An 18,364-nucleotide genomic window follows, 5' to 3' on the forward strand; every position below is an offset into this window, starting at 1 on the left:
GACCGAGTGAAAGTGCGGCGGCCGCACCCGGCGGTGAGGTGCCTAGCGCCGGGGAATCAGGCAAATCGGGCGTGACGGAAGGAGATGGGTGCGTGACGGAGAACACGGGCAACGGTAGCGACCGGTCGGACGAGCAGCCGGCGCCGGTCCGGCGGCGGGCCCGCCGAGACGAGGCGGCGCGTCGATCCGACTCGCCGGCATGGATGACCGGTGAGATTCCGCGCGTGTCGTCCGATCCGGAGGACTCGGCCGCGACCAACGTCACGCCGAATATCGTCCGCCACGTCGACGCGTCCGACAGCGGCGCCGAGGCGACCGGGCCGGTCGATCCGGGACTGCCGCCGGCCCCGGCCGAAGAACCCGTCGCCGAGGTGGACATCGACCCCGGCGATGCGACGAGTGACGGCGCCGCGCCGGTCGCCGCCGAACCCGGACCGCCCGCGGTCCCCGATGACGAGGAGTCAGTGATCCAGGAGCGGTCCGTGCCGGCCCCGACACCGTCGTGGCATGCCGATTACGACGATGCCGAACGGGACGCCAAGAAGGCCAAGCAAAAGGCCGCGGCGGCAGCGGACGGGCGGATGCCGGCCCGGCGCAGCCGCGGGCGCAACGCGGTACTCGCCGCGCTGGCCCTGGCGGTGGTCCTGGTCCTGGCGGCGGGTGGCTACGTCGGTGCACGCCACTTCGGCCTGTTGACGTCGAAGAAGGACTTCACCGACCAGGCCGGCACCTCCGACGTGCTCGTCACCATCCCGGAGAACTCGTCGTTGACGAACTTCGGCGAGATCCTGAAGCGCGAGGGCGTGGTCGGCTCGGTGCAGGCCTTCATCAACGCGGCCGGCACCCAATCGCTGTCCGGCGGGATCTACCAGATGCGGACCGGCATCCCGGCCGCGACGGCGGTCCAGATGATGGAGGGCACGTTGCACCGCGTCGGCCGGGTCGTCATTCCCGAAGGCGTGCAACTCGAGGCCAAGCGAGGCGTCGACCGCAAGACGATTCCGGGCGTATTCGACCTCGTCGCCGATGCGACGAGCGTGACGCTGAACGGGAAGACCGTTGGCGTGACCGCGCAACAGCTCGAGGACGCGGCCAAGTCGACACCGATCGAGCAGCTCGGGATCCCGACCTGGGCCCGGGAGGGGGTCGCCGCGCTGCCGGGGGACTACCGACGGATCGAGGGGCTGATCGCGCCGGGCACCTGGGAGGCCATCGACCCGGAGGCGTCGCCGACCGAGATCCTCAAGCAGCTGATCAGCGACAGCACCAGCCGATACGAGTCGTGGGGGCTGCTGACCGGCAACCGCAGCGGCCTGAAGCCGTACGAGGTGCTGATCGCGGCGTCGATCATGGAGCGCGAGGTGCGACACACCGAGGACCTGCCGAAGGTCGGACGGGTGATCCTGAACCGGTTGGCGAAGAACCAGCGCCTGGAAATGGACTCCACCACCAACTACACCGCGGCCGAGACCAACATCGACGTCCACGGCGACAACTACAAGGCCGACACCCGGTGGAACACCTACCGGATCTTCGGACTGCCGCCGACGCCGATCGCCACGGTCGGGGAGAACGCGCTCAAAGCGATGCTCGACCCGCCGAAGGGCAACTGGCTGTACTTCCTCACCGTCGACAAGGACGGGCAGACGGTGTTCTCGGACAACTTCGAGGAACACAAGCGCAATCGCAACATCGCGTGCCAGAACAAGTTCCTCAAGACCGGTTGCTGAGGCGATCACCGCAGTGCTGCACAAAGCGGCGGTCCTCGGGTACCCGATCGAGCACTCCCGCTCACCCGACCTGCACCGTGCCGCCTATCGCGCGCTAGGGCTCGCGGACTGGACCTATGAGCGCATCGAGTGCCGCGCGGGAGAGCTGGCGGCGCTCGTCGACTCACTCGACGAGCGATTCGTGGGGCTCTCGGTCACGATGCCGGGCAAGCCCGAGGCACTGGCCTACGCCGCGCGGGTGACCGACCGCGCCGGCGCCGTCGGCTCGGCGAACACCCTGGTGCGCGAAACCGGCGGCTGGCTGGCCGACTGCACCGACATCGACGGTGTGAGTGGAGCCCTCGGCGCCGTCGGGGTCGATCGCGCCGAAGGCGCCTCGGCCGTCGTCATCGGGGCCGGGGGGACCGCGCGACCGGCGCTGGCCGCCCTCGCCGAAGCCGGCATCACCGAGGTCGGGCTGGTCGTCCGCGACCCCGGGCGGACCGGTGCGGCCGTCGAGACCGCCGCGCGCTTGGGGATCGACGTACGACTCCTCGATTTCGACGCCGAGTCGCCGGAGCTGCGGGCCGCGCTGTCGGAGGCGGTGGTCGCCGTCTCGACGGTGCCCGCCGCGGCCGCCGCCGCCCTCGTCCCGGCCGTGAACGCACCGCTGCGGCTCGTCGACGCGATCTACGATCCGTGGCCGACGCCGCTGGCGGCACGGGTCGCCGAACACGGGGGAACGGTCGCCGGCGGGCTGGTGATGCTCCTCAACCAGGCCTATCGCCAGGTGGAGCTGTTCACCGGCCGTCCGGCCCCGCGCGAGGCCATGGCCGCCGCGATCGGCTAGCGGCACCCGGCACCCGTAGCGCCCGGCGTCGCGGGTCGCAATCCACAGATCGGCGCCGTCCACAGGAGCCTTGTCGCCCGGTGGTCGCGCCGGTCGTGGTGCGCGTGGACGCGGGCAGGCTGGGCGGATGGAGACAGTCGTCGGCCTGTGGCTGCTGGTCGTCGGCGACGTCGACCGGCGCAGCGGGCGACTGCCGATCCCGGTCCTGTGGCCGGGGGTGGCGGCGGTGGCCGCACAGTCGGCCGCTCGGCTAGGTGCGAGCGATCCGCGTCTCGTCGCGGCCGCGCTGGTCGCGACGCTCCCGTATCTGCTGGCGCATGCGCTCGGCCAGGTCGGCGGCGGGGACGTGAAGCTGGCCTTCGTCGTCGGAGGATTGGCCGTCGATCCCGCCGTCGCCGTCCTCGCGGTGGTCACCGCCCAGCTCGTCGGGGTGTGGGGTTCGGCCCGGTCGGCGCGCCGCCGACGCCCGCACGGGCCGGCGCTCGCGGGCGTCGCGGCGGCACTCGTCCTCGGCGGCGGTTGACACCGCCAACCGGATTCGGTTCGGCGCGGGGCGCATGGAAGAATCGGGAATCGTGTTGCGCTGGATAACCGCAGGAGAATCCCACGGGCGCGCCTTGGTGGCGCTCGTGGAGGGAATGGTCGCCGGAGTCGAGGTCACCTCGGCCGATATCGCCGAGCAGTTGGCCCGTCGACGCCTGGGCTACGGCCGTGGCGCCCGGATGAAGTTCGAGGCCGACGAGGTGACCGTTCTGGCCGGTCTGCGCCACGGATCGACGCTGGGCAGCCCGATCGCGATCGAGATCGGCAACACCGAATGGCCCAAGTGGGAACAGGTGATGGCTGCGGACCCCGTCGACGCCGCCGAACTCGAGGCGAGTGCGCGCAACGCGCCGCTGACGCGGCCCCGCCCCGGACACGCCGACTACTCGGGGATGCTGAAGTACGGATTCGACGACGCCCGGCCCATCCTGGAACGGGCGAGTGCGCGCGAGACCGCCGCACGGGTCGCGGCCGGTACGGTCGCCCGACGGTTCCTCAAGCAGGTCGCCGGGATCGACGTCGTGTCGCATGTGATCTCGATCGGTGCGAGCGAGCCGTACACCGGCCCGACGCCCGGTCCCGCCGACCTGGCGGCGATCGATGAGAGCCCCGTCCGAGCCTTCGGCTCGTCCGCGGAGGCCTCGATGATCGCCGAGATCGAGGCGGCCAAGAAGGACGGCGACACCCTCGGCGGCGTCGTCGAGGTCGTCGCGACGCAGGTGCCCGTCGGCCTGGGCTCGCATGTCAGCGGTGAGACCCGGCTCGACGCCCGGCTCGCCGCGGCGCTGATGGGCATTCAGGCGATCAAGGGCGTCGAGGTCGGAGACGGATTCGAGACCGCTCGTCGCCGCGGCAGCCAGGCCCACGACGAGATGGTGCCCGGCCCCGACGGCGTCGAGCGTTCGACGAATCGGGCCGGGGGACTCGAGGGCGGCATGACCAACGGTCAGGAGCTGCGGGTGCGGGCGGCGATGAAGCCGATCTCCACCGTCCCGCGCGCCCTCGCCACCGTCGACATGGCGACGGGGGAGACCGCCAGCGCGATCCACCAGCGCTCCGACGTGTGCGCGGTCCCCGCGGCCGGTGTGGTCGCCGAGGCGATGGTCGCCCTGGTCCTGGCCCAGGCGCTGCTGGAGAAATTCGGCGGCGACTCGATCGCCGAGACCAAGGCGAACCTCGTGGCCTACGCCGAGCGCATCGCCGCCCGCCCGCCGCGCCCATGACGTCGGCCCGCGGGCCCGTGGTGGTCCTCACCGGCTTCATGGGATCGGGGAAGTCCACCGTGGGCCGAGCGCTCGCCCACGCACTCGGCGTCGGCTTCGTCGATACCGATGCCGAAGTGGAGCGCCGCAGCGGCCGCACCATCCCGGAGATCTTCGCGACCGACGGCGAACCCGCGTTCCGCGCGATCGAGCGCGACGTCGTGCTGGACGTCCTGACCGGTCATCGCGGTGTGGTGGCGCTGGGCGGCGGATCGGTGACCGTCCCGGAGATCGCCGCGGCACTGGCGCACCACCACGTCGTCTACCTCGACGTCACGCCAGAGGTCGGCTTCGCGCGAGTCGCGGCGTCAGACCGGCCGCTGCTGCGCGCCCCGGATCCGGCTTCCCGGTACGCCGCCCTGCTCGCCGACCGGGTCGGGGCCTACCGTGCCGTGGCCACCCGTAGCGTCGACGGCGGAGATGCCGTCGACACCATCGTCGAGGCGATCCGCGCCGGGCTTCCCGAGCCCGCGGACGCCGACTCGCCAGCCAACCCACCATCGCAGGAGGACCGCATATGAGCAGCGAACCGATTCGGATCGGCGTGCGCGCCGCGTCACCCTACGACGTCGTGATCGGCCGCGGCCTGCTCGACGAGGTGGCGGTCGCGGCGGCCGGTGCCGACTCCGTCGCGATCCTCTACCAACCGCCGTTGCAGGCCACGGCCGAGACGGTCCGGGAGTTCCTCGCGTCGAAGGGGTTCGACGCCCACCGGGTGGAGATCCCCGACGCCGAGGCGGGCAAGGATCTGCAGGTGGCGGCCTTCTGCTGGGATGTCTGCGGACGGATCGGACTCAAGCGCAACGACAAGATCATCAGCCTGGGCGGCGGCGCGGCCACCGACCTCGCCGGGTTCGTCGCGGCCACCTGGATGCGCGGCATCGGCGTCATCCACATCCCGACGACCCTGCTCGCGATGGTCGACGCCGCGGTGGGCGGCAAGACCGGCATCAACACCGACGCCGGCAAGAACCTGGTCGGCTCCTTCCACGAGCCGGACGCGGTGCTCGTCGACACGGCCACCCTGGAGACGGTGCCGCGCAACGAGGTGATCGCGGGGATGGCCGAGGTCATCAAGACCGGTTTCATCGCCGACCCGGTGATCCTCGACCTGATCGAAGCCGATCCGCAGGGGGCCTTGGACACCTCCGGCGACCTGCTCCCGGAGCTGATCCGGCGCTCGGTCCAGGTCAAGGCCGACGTCGTGTCCGCCGACCTGAAGGAATCCTCGCTGCGGGAGATCCTGAACTACGGCCACACCCTCGGCCACGCGATCGAGCGGCGCGAGCGGTACCGCTGGCGCCACGGCGCGGCGGTATCGGTCGGCCTGGTGTTCGCCGCCGAGTTGGCGCGCCTGGCGGGACGACTCGACGACGAGACCGCCGACCGGCACCGCAGCGTCCTGGAACTCATCGGCCTGCCGACCAGCTACGACGCGGATGCCCTCGGCGAGCTCATGAAGGGGATGGCGGGGGACAAGAAGAACCGCTCGGGCGTGCTGCGCTTCGTCGTCCTCGACGGGCTGGCACAGCCGGGCCGACTCGAAGGGCCGGACCCGACGTTGATCGCGGCCGCGTACTCGGCGGTCGCGCGCGAAGAATCGGCTTAGGCGAGGTCGGCGCCGTCGCCGACGACGACCTGCTCCTCGGCGCGGGCGGCGGCCTTGCGCTCCTCGCGCCGGACCAGCCACCGGCCGATGCTCACCCCGATGAATGCGGGCACGTAGACCAGCAGGGTGAGGAAGGAGATGCCCGCGGTCAGTGCGACGAACAAGGGTGCCGGACCCATACCGGGGACGATCGTCGAACCGACGATCCAGCCGATGACCGCGGCGATGACCGCGGACAGGAAACCGGCCTTCAACCACACCATGGTGAGGTCGGCGTAGTCGTCGGGATCCTGGTTCGCGCGGGCGTCGCGGATACCGTCGTACCCGCCCCACAGGAGGGCGACCAGGACGATCAGGGCGAGGGCGATCGTCGACCAGATCGTTCCCGCCGTCGCACCGATGTGCATCAGGACGCCGACCAGGACCCAGGCCACCGTGACGAAGGCGCCCATCGAAACGCCGCGCAGAATCCACGAGTTCATAGCGGGTAGGTTACCGGTCGCGATCAGTGAAGCCAATCACAGGGTTGCTAGCGTGGCGTGATGCCAGCTTCGTTGCCGCCCGCCGATTCCGGTGCCCTCCGTCGCGACCGCCTGCGCGGAGTGCTCCGGGAGGCGCACCCCGACGTCGAGGCACTGCTCGTCACCGACCTGGTCAACGTGCGCTATCTGTCCGGTTTCACCGGCTCGAACGGCGCTGTGCTGATCTGGGTCGACGGGGACGCGCGCGCAGATCGCATCGGCACCGACGGCCGCTACACGGTGCAGGTGGGCGAGCAGGCCGGCGATCTGGAGCTGGTCGGTGCGCGCGACGTGGCAGCCGCGCTGCTCGAATCCGCTGCCGCCGACGGGGCGGGGCGGATCGCGATCGAAGCCGACGCCATGACCGTCGCCCAGCATGCCGCCCTGCGCGCATCGGTGCCGGAGGTGGCACTGGTCGCGGCGACGGGACTGGTCGAAGGGCTGCGGGTGGTCAAAGACGACGGGGAGGTCGGGGCCATCGCCGCGGCGTGCGCCGCGGCCGATGCGGCGTTGGCGGACCTGGTCGCCGCGGGAACCATCGCGCCGGGTCGTACCGAGCGCCAGGTGGCCCGCGCCCTCGAGTGGGCGATGTACGACCACGGTGCCGACGCGGTGGCCTTCGAGACGATCGTCGCCGCGGGAGCGAACTCGGCGGTACCGCACCATCGGCCGACCTCGGCGGTCCTGGCCGCCGGTGACTTCGTCAAGATCGATTTCGGTGCCGTCGTCGGCGGCTACCACTCCGATATGACGCGGACCTATGTGCTGGGCCCGGCCCAGCCCTGGCAGCGCGAGATCTACGAGGTGGTCGCCGCCGCGGCGACGGCCGGTCGGCAAGCCGCGACGGCGGGTACCGCGTCGGCCGACGTGGACGGCGCCGCGCGCCAGGTCATCGTCGACGCGGGGTACGGCGATCAGTTCGTCCACGGCCTCGGACACGGGGTCGGCCTGCAGATCCACGAAGCCCCTCCGGTGGGCTCGACGGCGACGGGTACACTCCTTGGCGGCGCAGTGGTCACGGTGGAACCCGGGGTCTACCTGCCCGGACGCGGCGGAGTCCGCATCGAGGACACGGTCGTCGTGTCCGACGGGCCCTGCCGGATACTCACTGCGACCGACCGGACTTTCACCGTCCTGGACTGACGTCCCCGCAATCGGGGAGCGGTCCACGGGAGCGGTGGCATGACGCTAGCCCGAGGAGACGAAAGACTCGGGCCACGACAGAAAGGCTCACGCCCATGGCGACGACTGCGGATTTCAAGAACGGCCTCGTGCTGCGAATGGACGACCAGCTCTGGCAGATCTTGGAGTTCCAGCACGTCAAGCCCGGCAAGGGCCCGGCCTTCGTGCGCACCAAGATCAAGAACATCCTCTCCGGCAAGATCGTCGACAAGACCTTCAACGCCGGGGTGAAGGTGGAGACGGCCACCGTCGACCGCCGGGACATGACCTTCCTGTACAACGACGGCACCGACTACGTCTTCATGGACACCGCGGATTACGAGCAGTACCCGATTCCGCCGGCCACCGTCGGCGACGGCGCCCGCTTCCTGCTGGAGAACATGACGGTCCAGGTCTCGCTCAACGAGGGAGTGCCGCTGTTCATCGAGCTGCCCGTGACCGTCGAGATGACCGTCACCCACACCGACCCGGGCGTCCAGGGCGACCGCTCGACCGGTGGTACCAAGCCCGCGACCATGGAGAGCGGCGCGGAGATCCAGGTGCCGCTGTTCATCAACACCGGCGACAAGCTGAAGGTCGACTCGCGCGACGGCGGCTACCTCGGCCGCGTCAACTCCTGACGCCCGCGCATCGCTGTGAAACATTCCGGTACCAGGCATAAGGCCCGCAACCGCGCGGTCGACCTCCTCTTCGAGGCCGAGGCGAAGGGGGTCTCACCGCAGGAGCTGATCAGTCAGCGCCGTGAGCTGTTCGTCGACGACGACAGCGTCGGCACGGTGCACGACTACACCGAGAAGGCCGTCCTCGGCGTCGCCGCCGACCAGGCGCAGATCGACGCCGTGATCTCCTCGCATCTCGACAAGTGGCAACTTGACCGCCTCCCGGCCGTCGACCGGGCGATCCTGCGTCTGGCGACCTGGGAGCTGTTCAACGCCGACGACGTGGATACCTTCGTCATCGTCGACGAGGCGATCCAACTGGCCAAGGAGCTGTCGACCGACAACTCGCCGGCGTTCGTCAACGGCGTTCTCGCGAAGATCGCCGAACTCGCGCCGCAGGTCCGCGCCGCGGCCCGCGCCGGCGACGATCCCGCTTCGGACGCCCGGGCGGGCGGGGTGTAGCCTCTTAACCGACAGACGTCCTTTAACGACCGTCCCGTGAGGCGGAGAAGGAGGTCGGTGTGACCAGCGCTGCCCACCGGGTATTGCTCGACGACGCCGATGTATCGCGCACGATTGCTCGGATCGCGCACCAGATCATCGAGAAGACCGCTCTCGACGATGGTGCCGACAAGCACGTCGTCCTCCTCGGCATTCCCAGTCGCGGCCCGGTCCTCGCCCAGCGCTTCGCCGAGAAGATCGCCGAGTACGCCGGCGTCACCGTGCCCACCGGCTTCCTCGACATCACCCTCTACCGCGACGACCTGCGGGCCCAACCGCACCGCCCGCTGGAGCGGACCGCCGTTCCGGCCGGCGGCATCGACAACGCGAACGTGATCCTCGTCGACGACGTGCTCTACTCCGGGCGCACCGTCCGCGCCGCCCTCGACGCGCTGCGCGACTTGGGCCGGCCGGCGACGGTGCAGCTGGCCGTGCTCGTCGACCGCGGCCACCGCGAGCTGCCGATCCGCGCCGACTACGTCGGCAAGAACCTGCCGACCGCGCGCGACGAGGACGTCGCCGTCCACTTCACCGAGACCGACGGCGTCGACGAGGTGGTCCTCGGGCCGCGCCGGACACCGACCGGGGGGAGTGCCGACTGATGCGCCATCTGCTGTCCACCGCCGACCTGTCCCGCGACGACGCGGTGGGAATCCTCGACGACGCCGACGGCTTCGCCCAGGCGCTGCTCGGGCGTGAGATCCGCAAACTGCCGACCTTGCGCGGTCGGACCGTCATGACGGTCTTCTACGAGAACTCCACCCGCACCCGGGTGTCCTTCGAGGTCGCGGGCAAGTGGATGAGCGCCGACGTGATCAACGTGAGCGCCTCCAGCTCGTCGGCGAGCAAGGGCGAATCGCTGCGCGACACCGCAAAGACGCTGCGGGCGGCCGGGGCCGACGCCCTGATCGTGCGCCACCCGAGTTCCGGAGCCGCGCACCAGATCGCCGAGTGGACCACCGAGACCGACGACTCGGGTGCGACCGTCGGCCCCGCCGTCATCAACGCGGGCGACGGCACCCACGAGCACCCCACCCAGGCGCTGCTCGACGCGCTGACGCTGCGCCAGCGCCTCGGCGACATCGAGGGGCGGCGCGTGGTGATCGTCGGCGACATCGTCCACTCCCGGGTGGCGCGGTCCAACGCGCACCTGCTGTCCACCCTGGGCGCCGAGGTGGTGCTGGTGGCGCCGCCGACCCTGCTCCCGGTGGGCGTCGACGAGTGGCCGGTCACGGTCAGCCACGAACTCGACGCGGAGCTCCCCGGTGCCGACGCGGTGATGATGCTGCGCGTCCAGGCGGAACGGATGAACGGCGGATTCTTCCCGAGCCCGCGCGAGTACTCGGTGCGCTACGGGCTGGGCGACGCCCGCCTGGCGATGCTGCGCGACGACGCCGTGATCCTGCACCCCGGGCCGATGCTGCGCGGAATGGAGATCGGCTACTCGGTGGCCGATGCCCCGCAGGCGACGGTCCTCGAGCAGGTTCGCAACGGCGTACACGTGCGGATGGCGGTGCTGCTGCGGCTGCTCGTCGGCACCGATTCGAGTCAACAGCGAGGAGACGACAAGGTGGAGGCCGGTTCATGAGTGGTGGCGTGGTGCTGCGCGGTGTGCGTCCCTACGGTGGCGACGAGGTGGACATCGCCATCGCCGACGGCGTGATCGGTGAGATCGGCACCGGGCTCACCGCGGCCGACGGGGCGGAGGTCGTCGAGGGCAAGGGCGCCATCGTCCTGCCCGGGTTCGTCGACCTGCACACCCATCTGCGCGAGCCGGGCCGGGAGGACACCGAGACCATCGGCACCGGGTCGGCCGCGGCCGCCCGCGGCGGGTACACCGCGGTGTTCGCGATGGCCAACACCGATCCGGTCGCCGACAACGCCACCATCACCGACAACGTGTACCGAACCGGGCGCGAGATCGGGCTCGTGGACGTCCACCCCGTCGGTGCGGTCACGGTCGGCCTGCAGGGGCGTCAACTCGCCGAGATGGGCATGATGGCCGCCGGCGCCGCGCGGGTGAAGATGTTCAGCGACGACGGCAAATGTGTCGACGATCCGCTGGTCATGCGCCGCGCGCTGGAGTACTCGAAGGGCCTGGGGGTGCTGATCGCCCAGCATGCCGAGGAGCCCCGCCTCACAGTCGGCGCCGTCGCCCACGAGGGCCCGACCGCGGCCCGCCTGGGCCTGACCGGCTGGCCGCGTGCGGCGGAGGAATCCATCGTGGCGCGCGACGCGCTGCTGGCCCGCGACGCCGGCGCCCGCATCCACATCTGCCACGCGTCGACGGCCGGCACCGTCGAACTCGTCAAGTGGGCGCGCGGGCAGGGGATCGCGATCACCGCGGAGGTGACGCCGCACCACCTGCTGCTGACCGACGAGCGGCTCGCCGACTACGACGGAAACAACCGCGTCAACCCGCCGCTGCGCGAGGGGAGCGACACCGTGGCACTGCGCGCGGCCCTGGCCGACGGGATCATCGACTGCGTCGCCACCGACCACGCACCGCACGCCATGCAGGACAAATGCTGCGAGTTCGCCGCCGCCCGGCCCGGGATGCTCGGGTTGGAGACGGCGCTGGCGATCATCGTCGAGACGATGGTCAACCCGGGTCTGCTCGACTGGCGCGGCGTGGCCCGCGTGATGAGTGAGCGCCCGGCCGCCATCGTCGGCCTGACCGACCAGGGCCGGCCGATCGCGGTCGGCGAGCCGGCCAACCTGGCCCTGATCGACCCGGATCGGAGCTGGGAGGTCGTCCCCACCGAACTCGCCAGCAAGTCGCAGAACACCCCCTACGGCGGCATGACCATGCCGGCGACCGTGATCGCCACGTTGCTGCGGGGCCGGATCACCCAACTCGATTCAGAGGTGCGCTGGTGAGCACTGGAACGATCGTCCTCAACATCGTCTTCCTCGTCGCCGTCGCCGCTTTCCTGTTCTTCATCGCCTGGTTGATGTGGCTCTTCTTCACCGGTCGACAGCACCGCGGGCGCGAGCAGGCAGTGGAGTTCGGCGACTTCCCCGCGCTGCCCGACGACCCGGGGGAGCTCATCGTCGGCCCCACCGCGGGCGTCTACTCGGGTACCTCGCGCGCCGAGAACTGGATCGACCGGGTTCAGGTCGCCGACCTGGGCGACCGCGCCGCCTGCAGCGCCTCCGGCTACACCCACGGCATCGCGATCGAGCGGCGCGGCGCGTCGACGATCTGGATACCGGTGCAGGCCCTCGTCGCGGTGCGCACCACCAACCGCGCGGCGGGCAAGGTGATGACCGCCGACGGGCTGCTCGCGATCGACTGGGCGCTACCCGGCGGCACGGCGCTGACCACCGCGTTGCGCGCCGACGCCAAGGCCGACTATCCCCACTGGCTCGTCGCCTACCCGGGCGCGCAACCGACCACCGACCCCGACGCAGCGGAGTGAACGCAGATGACTGATACGGCAAAACTGGTACTCGAGAACGGTCGGGTGTTCACCGGTACCCGATTCGGCGCGGTGGGCGAAACCCTCGGCGAAGCGGTGTTCTGCACCGCCATGACCGGCTACCAGGAAGCGCTCACCGACCCGAGCTACCACCGGCAGATCCTTGTCGCCACGGCGCCGCAGATCGGCAACACCGGGTGGAACGACGAGGACGGCGAGAGCCGTCTCACCGCCGGTGACGGCGCCGATCCGGGCAAGATCTGGGTGGCCGGCTACGCGGTGCGCAACCCCACCCGGCGCGTCTCCAACTGGCGCGCCAACAGCAGCCTGGAGGATCAGCTGCGGGCGCAGGAGGTCGTCGGGATCGCGGGCATCGACACGCGGGCGGTCACCCGGGTGCTGCGCGATCACGGTTCCATGCGAGCCGGGGTGTTCTCCGGCGCGGCCCTCGCCGACGACGACGAATTGCTCGCTCGGGTGCTCGACCAGCCGGAGATGGCGGGGGCGAACCTGTCCGCCGAGGTCAGCACACCGAAGCCGTATGTCGTCCCGGCCGACGGCGAGACCCGCTTCCGCGTGGCCGCGCTGGACCTGGGCATCAAGGCCAACACGCCGCGGATGTTCGCCGAGCGCGGCATCGAGGTGCACGTGCTGCCCGTCGCCAGCGGACTCGACGCCATCGCCGACCTGAAGCCCGACGGCGTCTTCCTCTCCAACGGCCCCGGCGACCCCGCGACCGCGGATGCGGCCGTCGCGCTGACCCGCTCGGTCATCGAAGCCGGATACCCGTTGTTCGGGATCTGCTTCGGCAACCAAATCCTCGGCCGTGCGCTGGGCCGCAGCACGTACAAGATGCGGTTCGGCCACCGCGGCATCAACATCCCCGTCCTCGACGTTGCCACCGGCCGTGCATCGATCACCTCGCAGAACCACGGGTTCGCGCTCGAGGGTGAGGCCGGTGAGGAGTTCGACACCGACTTCGGCCGCGGCCGCGTCAGCCACGTCTGCGCCAACGACGGCACCGTCGAAGGCGTCGAACTGGTCGACGGGCGCGCCTTCTCAGTCCAGTACCACCCGGAGGCCGCGGCCGGTCCGCATGACGCGGCCTACCTCTTCGACAAGTTCGCCACCGCGATGACGGAAGGGAAGCGCTCCTAATGCCACGCCGCTCAGACCTCAACCACGTCCTGGTGATCGGGTCGGGTCCCATCGTCATCGGCCAGGCCTGCGAGTTCGACTACTCGGGCACCCAGGCGTGCCGCGTACTCAAGGCCGAAGGGCTGCGGGTCTCGTTGGTCAACTCCAACCCGGCGACGATCATGACCGACCCCGAATTCGCCGACGCGACCTACGTGGAGCCGATCACCCCCGAGTTCGTCGAGCGGGTGATCGAGGCCGAGCGCGACGCGGGGCACCCGATCGACGCGGTGCTGGCAACCCTCGGCGGTCAGACCGCGCTGAACACGGCGGTCGCGCTCCACGACCGCGGTTCCCTGGAGAAGTACGACATCGAGCTGATCGGCGCCGACTTCGACGCCATCCAGCGCGGCGAGGACCGGCAGATGTTCAAGGACATCGTCGCCTCGGTCGGCGGCGAGAGCGCGCGCTCGCGGGTGTGCCACACGATGGACGAGGTCCGCGACACGGTCGCCGAGCTCGGCTACCCGGTCGTCGTGCGCCCCTCGTTCACGATGGGCGGCCTCGGCTCCGGCATGGCCTACAACGAGGCCGACCTGGACCGGATCGCCGGCGGCGGCCTCGCGGCCTCCCCGACGGCCAACGTCCTCATCGAGGAATCGATCCTCGGCTGGAAGGAATACGAACTCGAGTTGATGCGCGATCACCGCGACAACGTCGTGGTGATCTGTTCCATCGAGAACGTCGACCCGGTGGGCGTCCACACCGGTGACTCGGTGACGGTCGCCCCCGCGATGACCCTGACCGACCGCGAATACCAGAAGATGCGCGACCTCTCGATCGAGATCCTGCGCGAGGTGGGTGTGGACACCGGCGGTTGCAACATCCAGTTCGCCCAGGACCCGCGCGACGGGCGCTTGGTGGTCATCGAGATGAATCCGCGTGTGTCGCGTTCCTCGGCGCTCGCGTCGAAGGCCACCGGCTTCCCGATCGCGAAGATCGCGGCCAAGCTGGCCATCGGCTACAGCCTCGACGAGATCGTCAACGACATCACCAAGGAGACGCCGGCCTGCTTCGAGCCGACGCTGGACTACGTCGTCGTCAAGGCGCCGCGGTTCGCCTTCGAGAAGTTCCCCGGTGCCGACGACACGCTGACCACCACCATGAAATCCGTGGGCGAGGCGATGAGCCTGGGCCGTAGCTTCGCCGAGGCCTTCGGCAAGGTCCTACGCTCGCTGGAGACCAAGGCCGCCGGGTTCTGGACCGAAGCCGACCGACCCGACCCGGCCACCGTCGACCTGCCCGTGCTGCTGGAGAAGGTGCGCACGCCCAAGGACGGCCGCTTCTACGACATCATGCTGGCGCTCGAGGCCGGGGCGAGCATCGAGCAGCTGTACGAGGCCACCGCCATCGACCCGTGGTTCCTGGCGGAGATCGCCTGGATCGGCGAGATGGGCGCCCAGGTCCGTGACGCCGACTCGGTGGACGAGCGGCTGTTGCGCGAGGCGAAGACGACGGGTCTCTCGGATCGTCAGATCGCCGCGCTGCGCGCCGCCGCGGGCGACGCGGAGCTGGGCACCGAGGAGGGGGTCGCCGCGCTGCGCGAGCGGCTCGGCGTCCACCCGGTGTACAAGACGGTCGACACCTGTGCCGCCGAGTTCGAGGCCAAGACCCCGTACCACTACTCGACCTATGAGCTCGATCCCGCGGCGACCAGCGAGGTCGCACCGCAGACCGAACGGCCGAAGGTCCTGATCCTCGGCTCCGGCCCCAACCGGATCGGTCAGGGCATCGAGTTCGACTACTCCTGTGTGCACGCCGCGATGACGCTGTCGCAGGCCGGGTACGAGACCGTCATGGTCAACTGCAACCCGGAGACGGTCTCGACCGACTACGACACCGCCGACCGACTCTACTTCGAGCCGTTGACCTTCGAAGACGTCCTCGAGGTGTACCGGGCCGAATCGGAGTCGGGCACCGTCGCCGGCGTGATCGTCCAGTTGGGCGGACAGACTCCGCTCGGCTTGGCCCATCGCCTGGCGAACGCGGGGGTGCCGATCGTGGGCACCAGCCCCGACGCGATCGACCTCGCCGAGGACCGCGGAGAGTTCGGCAAGGTGCTGACCAGGGCGGGCCTGCCCGCCCCGGCCTTCGGCACCGCCACCAGCGTCGACGAGGCGCGCGCCGTCGCCGACCGCATCGGGTACCCGGTGCTGGTCCGGCCGTCCTATGTCCTGGGCGGGCGCGGCATGGAGATCGTGTACGACGAGGCATCGCTGCGGGATTACATCGCCCGGGCCACCGAGCTCACGCCGGATCACCCGGTGCTCGTCGACCGCTTCCTCGAGGACGCGGTGGAGATCGACGTCGACGCGCTCTGCGACGGCACCGAGGTCTACCTCGGCGGGATCATGGAGCACATCGAGGAGGCCGGCATCCACTCCGGCGACTCGGCCTGTGCGCTGCCGCCCGTGACCCTCGGGCGCTCCGACCTCGACGCGGTCCGGGCCGCCACGGAGGCGCTGGCCCACGGGATCGGCGTCCGCGGCCTGATCAACGTCCAATACGCGCTGAAGGACGACATCCTCTACGTGCTGGAGGCCAACCCCCGCGCGAGCCGCACCGTGCCGTTCGTGTCGAAGGCGACCGCGGTGCCGCTGGCGAAGGCCTGCGCCCGCGTCATGCTGGGGGAGTCGATCGCCGAGCTGCGCACCGCGCAGTTGCTGCCGGCGACCGGCGACGGCGGCAACACGCCGATCAGCGCACCCATCGCGGTCAAAGAGGCGGTCCTGCCCTTCCACCGGTTCCGGCGGGCCGACGGCACCGGGGTGGACTCGCTGCTGAGCCCGGAGATGAAGTCCACCGGCGAGGTCATGGGCATCGACGCCGACTTCGGTCGGGCGTTCGCGAAGTCGCAGACCGCGGCCTACGGCTCGCTGCCGCGCAGCGGCGCGGTCTTCGTCTCGGTGGCCAACAAGGACAAGCGGGCGCTGCTGTTCCCGGTCAAGCGCCTGGCCGACCTCGGATTCACCATCCTGGCGACCGAGGGGACCGCGGACATGCTGCGGCGCAACGGGATCGCCTGCACCCGCGTGCGCAAGCACTCCGATCCGGAGGTGGCGGCAGGGGAGCGGTCCATCGTCGATGCGATCCGCGACGGCGAGGTCGCCATGGTGATCAACACCCCCTTCGGCAATTCGGGTCCCCGCGTCGACGGCTACGAGATCCGCACCGCCGCGGTGGGCGCCACGATTCCCTGCATCACGACGGTGCAGGGCGCCAGCGCCGCCGTCCAGGGCATCGAGGCGCTGCTCACCGGCGACCTCGGTGTGAACTCGCTGCAGAACCTCCACGCGGCACTCGTCAACAGCCCGGGCGTCGCGGGATGACCGACGGGTTCGGCGCGCGCTACCGGGCCGCCGTCGCGGCCCGGGGGCGACTGTGCGCGGGTATCGACCCGCATCCCGAACTGCTGGAGCGATGGGGGCTGCCGGTCGACGCCTCGGGTCTGGGCCGCTTCGGCGACATCTGCGTCGCGGCGCTGGGCCCCACCGCCGCGGTGATCAAGCCGCAGGTGGCGTTCTTCGAGGCCTTCGGCGCGGCCGGGTTCGCCGTCCTCGAGCGGGTCATCCGCGGCTGCCGCGATGCCGGCGCCTTGGTGCTCGCCGACGCGAAGCGGGGGGATATCGGGTCGACGATGACGGCCTATTCCCGTGCCTGGCTGTCCGACGACTCGCCGCTGTGCTCCGACGCGGTCACCGCGTCGCCCTATCTGGGCTTCGGTTCGTTGAAGCCGGCGATAGACGAGGCACGGGCGTCGTCGCGAGCGGTGATCGTGCTCGCCCGCACGTCGAACCCGGACGGGGCGCCGGTCCAACTGGCCGTCGGCGCGGCGGGTCGCGTCGGCCAGCAGATCGTCGACGAGGCGGCTGCCGTCAACGCTGACGGGAAGGCTACGGCCGGGGTCGTCGTCGGTGCCACCCGCGCCCACGGACTGGACCTGGGCGCGCTGAACGGCGTGATCCTCGCCCCCGGCGTCGGCGCCCAGGGCGCCACCGCGGGCGAGTTGCCCACGCTGTTCGCCGGCGCCGATCAGCGCTGGCTGTTGCCGGCCAGTTCCCGTGGCGTGTTGCGGGCCGGGCCGGATGTCGACACACTGCGCGCCGCATGCGAGTCGGCGCGCGACGAAATCGAAGCGGCACTGAAGCCGTGAACTGAGGATGCGCCGATGATCGACGAAACCGATCTGCACCACCTGCGCCGCTGCATCGACCTGGCCGAGGAGGCACTCGAGGCCGGCGACGAACCGTTCGGCTCGATCCTGGTGGCCGGCGACGGGAGCGTGATCGCCGAGGACCGCAACCGGATCGTCGAGAAGGCCGACCCGACCTATCACCCGGAATTGACCCTCGCCCAGCTCGCCGCGCGCGAAATGGCCCCCGCGGAGCGGGCGGCCGCCACGCTCTACACCTCCGGCGAGCACTGCCCGATGTGTTCGGCCGCGCACGCGTGGGTCGGACTCGGCCGCATCGTCTTCGCCAGCTCGACGGCCCAACTGAGCGGTTGGCTGGCCGAGATGTCGGCCGCGCCCGCACCCGTCGCCCCGCTGCCGATCACGACCGTCGCGCCGGGCATACCGGTCGACGGCCCGGTGCCGGAATTGGCGGCGCGAATCCGGGAGTTGCACGCGCGATCGCGGCGCTGAGGCCGCGCGCCGCACGGGCCGTACCAGGCGAGCGGCGCTCCACCCGACCCGGACAAACCGACCAAACGAGCGGTGCGACTGTTCGACACGCCGGTGACCTGCGTGAACGCAAAGATCTGCGACCTGGGTGCGGAACGCCTCGTCGGCAAGCGCGCGAGCCCGTCGGCTGCACCCGGAATATCGCGTTGACCTGCAGTGATTTCCGTCAACCGGGCACCTCTGCGCGGTGACGCCATGGGGCCGGCGGCGAGACGCTACCTCATG

The 18,364-nt window shown here is 70.6% G+C and carries 18 protein-coding genes; 17 read left to right on the forward strand and 1 reads right to left on the reverse strand.

What is annotated here, in order from left to right:
• Positions 1-92 precede the first annotated feature (92 nt).
• From mltG to aroB, 6 genes are all read left to right on the forward strand, one after another.
• Positions 93-1,730, forward strand: a complete 1,638-nt coding sequence (gene mltG / locus HUN08_RS08765; RefSeq protein ID WP_301546952.1) for an endolytic transglycosylase MltG — start codon at positions 93-95, stop codon at positions 1,728-1,730.
• 13 nt (positions 1,731-1,743) lie between these two features.
• Positions 1,744-2,559 (forward strand): shikimate dehydrogenase, encoded by an 816-nt coding sequence (locus tag HUN08_RS08770; protein WP_301546953.1) that lies wholly within the window; start codon positions 1,744-1,746, stop codon positions 2,557-2,559.
• A gap of 127 nt (positions 2,560-2,686) precedes the next feature.
• Positions 2,687-3,082: a prepilin peptidase gene (locus HUN08_RS08775; protein WP_124246348.1), complete on the forward strand. Its 396-nt coding sequence runs from the start codon at positions 2,687-2,689 to the stop codon at positions 3,080-3,082.
• 34 nt (positions 3,083-3,116) lie between these two features.
• Positions 3,117-4,325 carry a chorismate synthase gene (aroC, locus tag HUN08_RS08780; RefSeq protein WP_124246349.1) on the forward strand — a complete coding sequence of 403 codons (1,209 nt, stop codon included), beginning with the start codon at positions 3,117-3,119 and terminating at the stop codon, positions 4,323-4,325.
• Positions 4,322-4,885, forward strand: coding sequence for a shikimate kinase (locus tag HUN08_RS08785; protein WP_124246350.1), 564 nt, complete (start codon positions 4,322-4,324; stop codon positions 4,883-4,885). The genes aroC and HUN08_RS08785 overlap by 4 nt, the downstream gene beginning before the upstream one ends.
• Complete coding sequence (aroB, locus tag HUN08_RS08790) at positions 4,882-5,973, forward strand: 3-dehydroquinate synthase (RefSeq protein WP_124246351.1); 1,092 nt, start codon at positions 4,882-4,884, stop codon at positions 5,971-5,973. Before HUN08_RS08785 ends, aroB begins: the two co-directional genes overlap by 4 nt.
• Here aroB and HUN08_RS08795 read toward each other — a convergent pair.
• Positions 5,970-6,455, reverse strand: coding sequence for a B-4DMT family transporter (locus HUN08_RS08795; RefSeq protein ID WP_165353434.1), 486 nt, complete (start codon positions 6,453-6,455; stop codon positions 5,970-5,972). The genes aroB and HUN08_RS08795 overlap by 4 nt on opposite strands.
• Positions 6,456-6,515: 60 nt before the next feature.
• Between HUN08_RS08795 and HUN08_RS08800 the strand changes: the two genes are divergently transcribed.
• From HUN08_RS08800 to HUN08_RS08850, 11 genes are all read left to right on the forward strand, one after another.
• Positions 6,516-7,637, forward strand: a complete 1,122-nt coding sequence (locus tag HUN08_RS08800; protein ID WP_124246352.1) for an aminopeptidase P family protein — start codon at positions 6,516-6,518, stop codon at positions 7,635-7,637.
• Between the two features lie 95 nt (positions 7,638-7,732).
• Positions 7,733-8,296, forward strand: coding sequence for an elongation factor P (gene efp, locus HUN08_RS08805; RefSeq protein ID WP_124246353.1), 564 nt, complete (start codon positions 7,733-7,735; stop codon positions 8,294-8,296).
• 15 nt (positions 8,297-8,311) lie between these two features.
• Positions 8,312-8,797: a transcription antitermination factor NusB gene (gene nusB / locus HUN08_RS08810; protein ID WP_124246354.1), complete on the forward strand. Its 486-nt coding sequence runs from the start codon at positions 8,312-8,314 to the stop codon at positions 8,795-8,797.
• Positions 8,798-8,856: 59 nt separating this feature from the next.
• Positions 8,857-9,438, forward strand: a complete 582-nt coding sequence (gene pyrR / locus HUN08_RS08815) for a bifunctional pyr operon transcriptional regulator/uracil phosphoribosyltransferase PyrR (RefSeq protein ID WP_124246355.1) — start codon at positions 8,857-8,859, stop codon at positions 9,436-9,438.
• Positions 9,438-10,424, forward strand: a complete 987-nt coding sequence (locus HUN08_RS08820) for an aspartate carbamoyltransferase catalytic subunit (RefSeq protein WP_124246356.1) — start codon at positions 9,438-9,440, stop codon at positions 10,422-10,424. The genes pyrR and HUN08_RS08820 overlap by 1 nt, the downstream gene beginning before the upstream one ends.
• Positions 10,421-11,716 (forward strand): dihydroorotase, encoded by a 1,296-nt coding sequence (locus HUN08_RS08825; RefSeq protein WP_124246357.1) that lies wholly within the window; start codon positions 10,421-10,423, stop codon positions 11,714-11,716. Before HUN08_RS08820 ends, HUN08_RS08825 begins: the two co-directional genes overlap by 4 nt.
• On the forward strand, positions 11,713-12,258 hold the full coding sequence (locus HUN08_RS08830) for a transporter (RefSeq protein ID WP_124246358.1): 546 nt from the start codon (positions 11,713-11,715) through the stop codon (positions 12,256-12,258). Before HUN08_RS08825 ends, HUN08_RS08830 begins: the two co-directional genes overlap by 4 nt.
• A 6-nt stretch (positions 12,259-12,264) precedes the next feature.
• On the forward strand, positions 12,265-13,416 hold the full coding sequence (carA, locus tag HUN08_RS08835) for a glutamine-hydrolyzing carbamoyl-phosphate synthase small subunit (protein ID WP_124246359.1): 1,152 nt from the start codon (positions 12,265-12,267) through the stop codon (positions 13,414-13,416).
• A complete protein-coding gene (gene carB / locus HUN08_RS08840; protein ID WP_124246360.1) occupies positions 13,416-16,784 on the forward strand; it encodes a carbamoyl-phosphate synthase large subunit in 3,369 nt (1,122 codons plus the stop codon). The genes carA and carB overlap by 1 nt, the downstream gene beginning before the upstream one ends.
• Positions 16,781-17,608, forward strand: a complete 828-nt coding sequence (pyrF, locus tag HUN08_RS08845; RefSeq protein ID WP_124246361.1) for an orotidine-5'-phosphate decarboxylase — start codon at positions 16,781-16,783, stop codon at positions 17,606-17,608. The genes carB and pyrF overlap by 4 nt, the downstream gene beginning before the upstream one ends.
• Before the next feature lie 15 nt (positions 17,609-17,623).
• The gene (locus HUN08_RS08850) at positions 17,624-18,100 is read left to right on the forward strand and encodes a nucleoside deaminase (RefSeq protein WP_124246362.1); all 477 of its coding nucleotides are present in this window, start codon (positions 17,624-17,626) and stop codon (positions 18,098-18,100) included.
• The last annotated feature ends 264 nt before the right edge of the window (positions 18,101-18,364 follow it).

Source organism: Gordonia sp. X0973 (assembly GCF_013348785.1).
GTDB lineage: Bacteria > Actinomycetota > Actinomycetes > Mycobacteriales > Mycobacteriaceae > Gordonia.

What these genes read in the sequence shown, in the direction of transcription:
- HUN08_RS08775 (WP_124246348.1), top strand. Translation starts at nt 2,687, where the DNA reads ATGGAGACAGTCGTCGGCCTGTGGCTGCTGGTCGTCGGCGACGTCGAC.
- aroC (WP_124246349.1), top strand. Translation starts at nt 3,117, where the DNA reads ATGGAAGAATCGGGAATCGTGTTGCGCTGGATAACCGCAGGAGAATCC.
- HUN08_RS08785 (WP_124246350.1), top strand. Translation starts at nt 4,322, where the DNA reads ATGACGTCGGCCCGCGGGCCCGTGGTGGTCCTCACCGGCTTCATGGGA.
- aroB (WP_124246351.1), top strand. Translation starts at nt 4,882, where the DNA reads ATGAGCAGCGAACCGATTCGGATCGGCGTGCGCGCCGCGTCACCCTAC.
- HUN08_RS08795 (WP_165353434.1), bottom strand. Translation starts at nt 6,455, where the DNA reads ATGAACTCGTGGATTCTGCGCGGCGTTTCGATGGGCGCCTTCGTCACG.
- HUN08_RS08800 (WP_124246352.1), top strand. Translation starts at nt 6,516, where the DNA reads ATGCCAGCTTCGTTGCCGCCCGCCGATTCCGGTGCCCTCCGTCGCGAC.
- efp (WP_124246353.1), top strand. Translation starts at nt 7,733, where the DNA reads ATGGCGACGACTGCGGATTTCAAGAACGGCCTCGTGCTGCGAATGGAC.
- HUN08_RS08820 (WP_124246356.1), top strand. Translation starts at nt 9,438, where the DNA reads ATGCGCCATCTGCTGTCCACCGCCGACCTGTCCCGCGACGACGCGGTG.
- HUN08_RS08825 (WP_124246357.1), top strand. Translation starts at nt 10,421, where the DNA reads ATGAGTGGTGGCGTGGTGCTGCGCGGTGTGCGTCCCTACGGTGGCGAC.
- carA (WP_124246359.1), top strand. Translation starts at nt 12,265, where the DNA reads ATGACTGATACGGCAAAACTGGTACTCGAGAACGGTCGGGTGTTCACC.
- carB (WP_124246360.1), top strand. Translation starts at nt 13,416, where the DNA reads ATGCCACGCCGCTCAGACCTCAACCACGTCCTGGTGATCGGGTCGGGT.
- pyrF (WP_124246361.1), top strand. Translation starts at nt 16,781, where the DNA reads ATGACCGACGGGTTCGGCGCGCGCTACCGGGCCGCCGTCGCGGCCCGG.
- HUN08_RS08850 (WP_124246362.1), top strand. Translation starts at nt 17,624, where the DNA reads ATGATCGACGAAACCGATCTGCACCACCTGCGCCGCTGCATCGACCTG.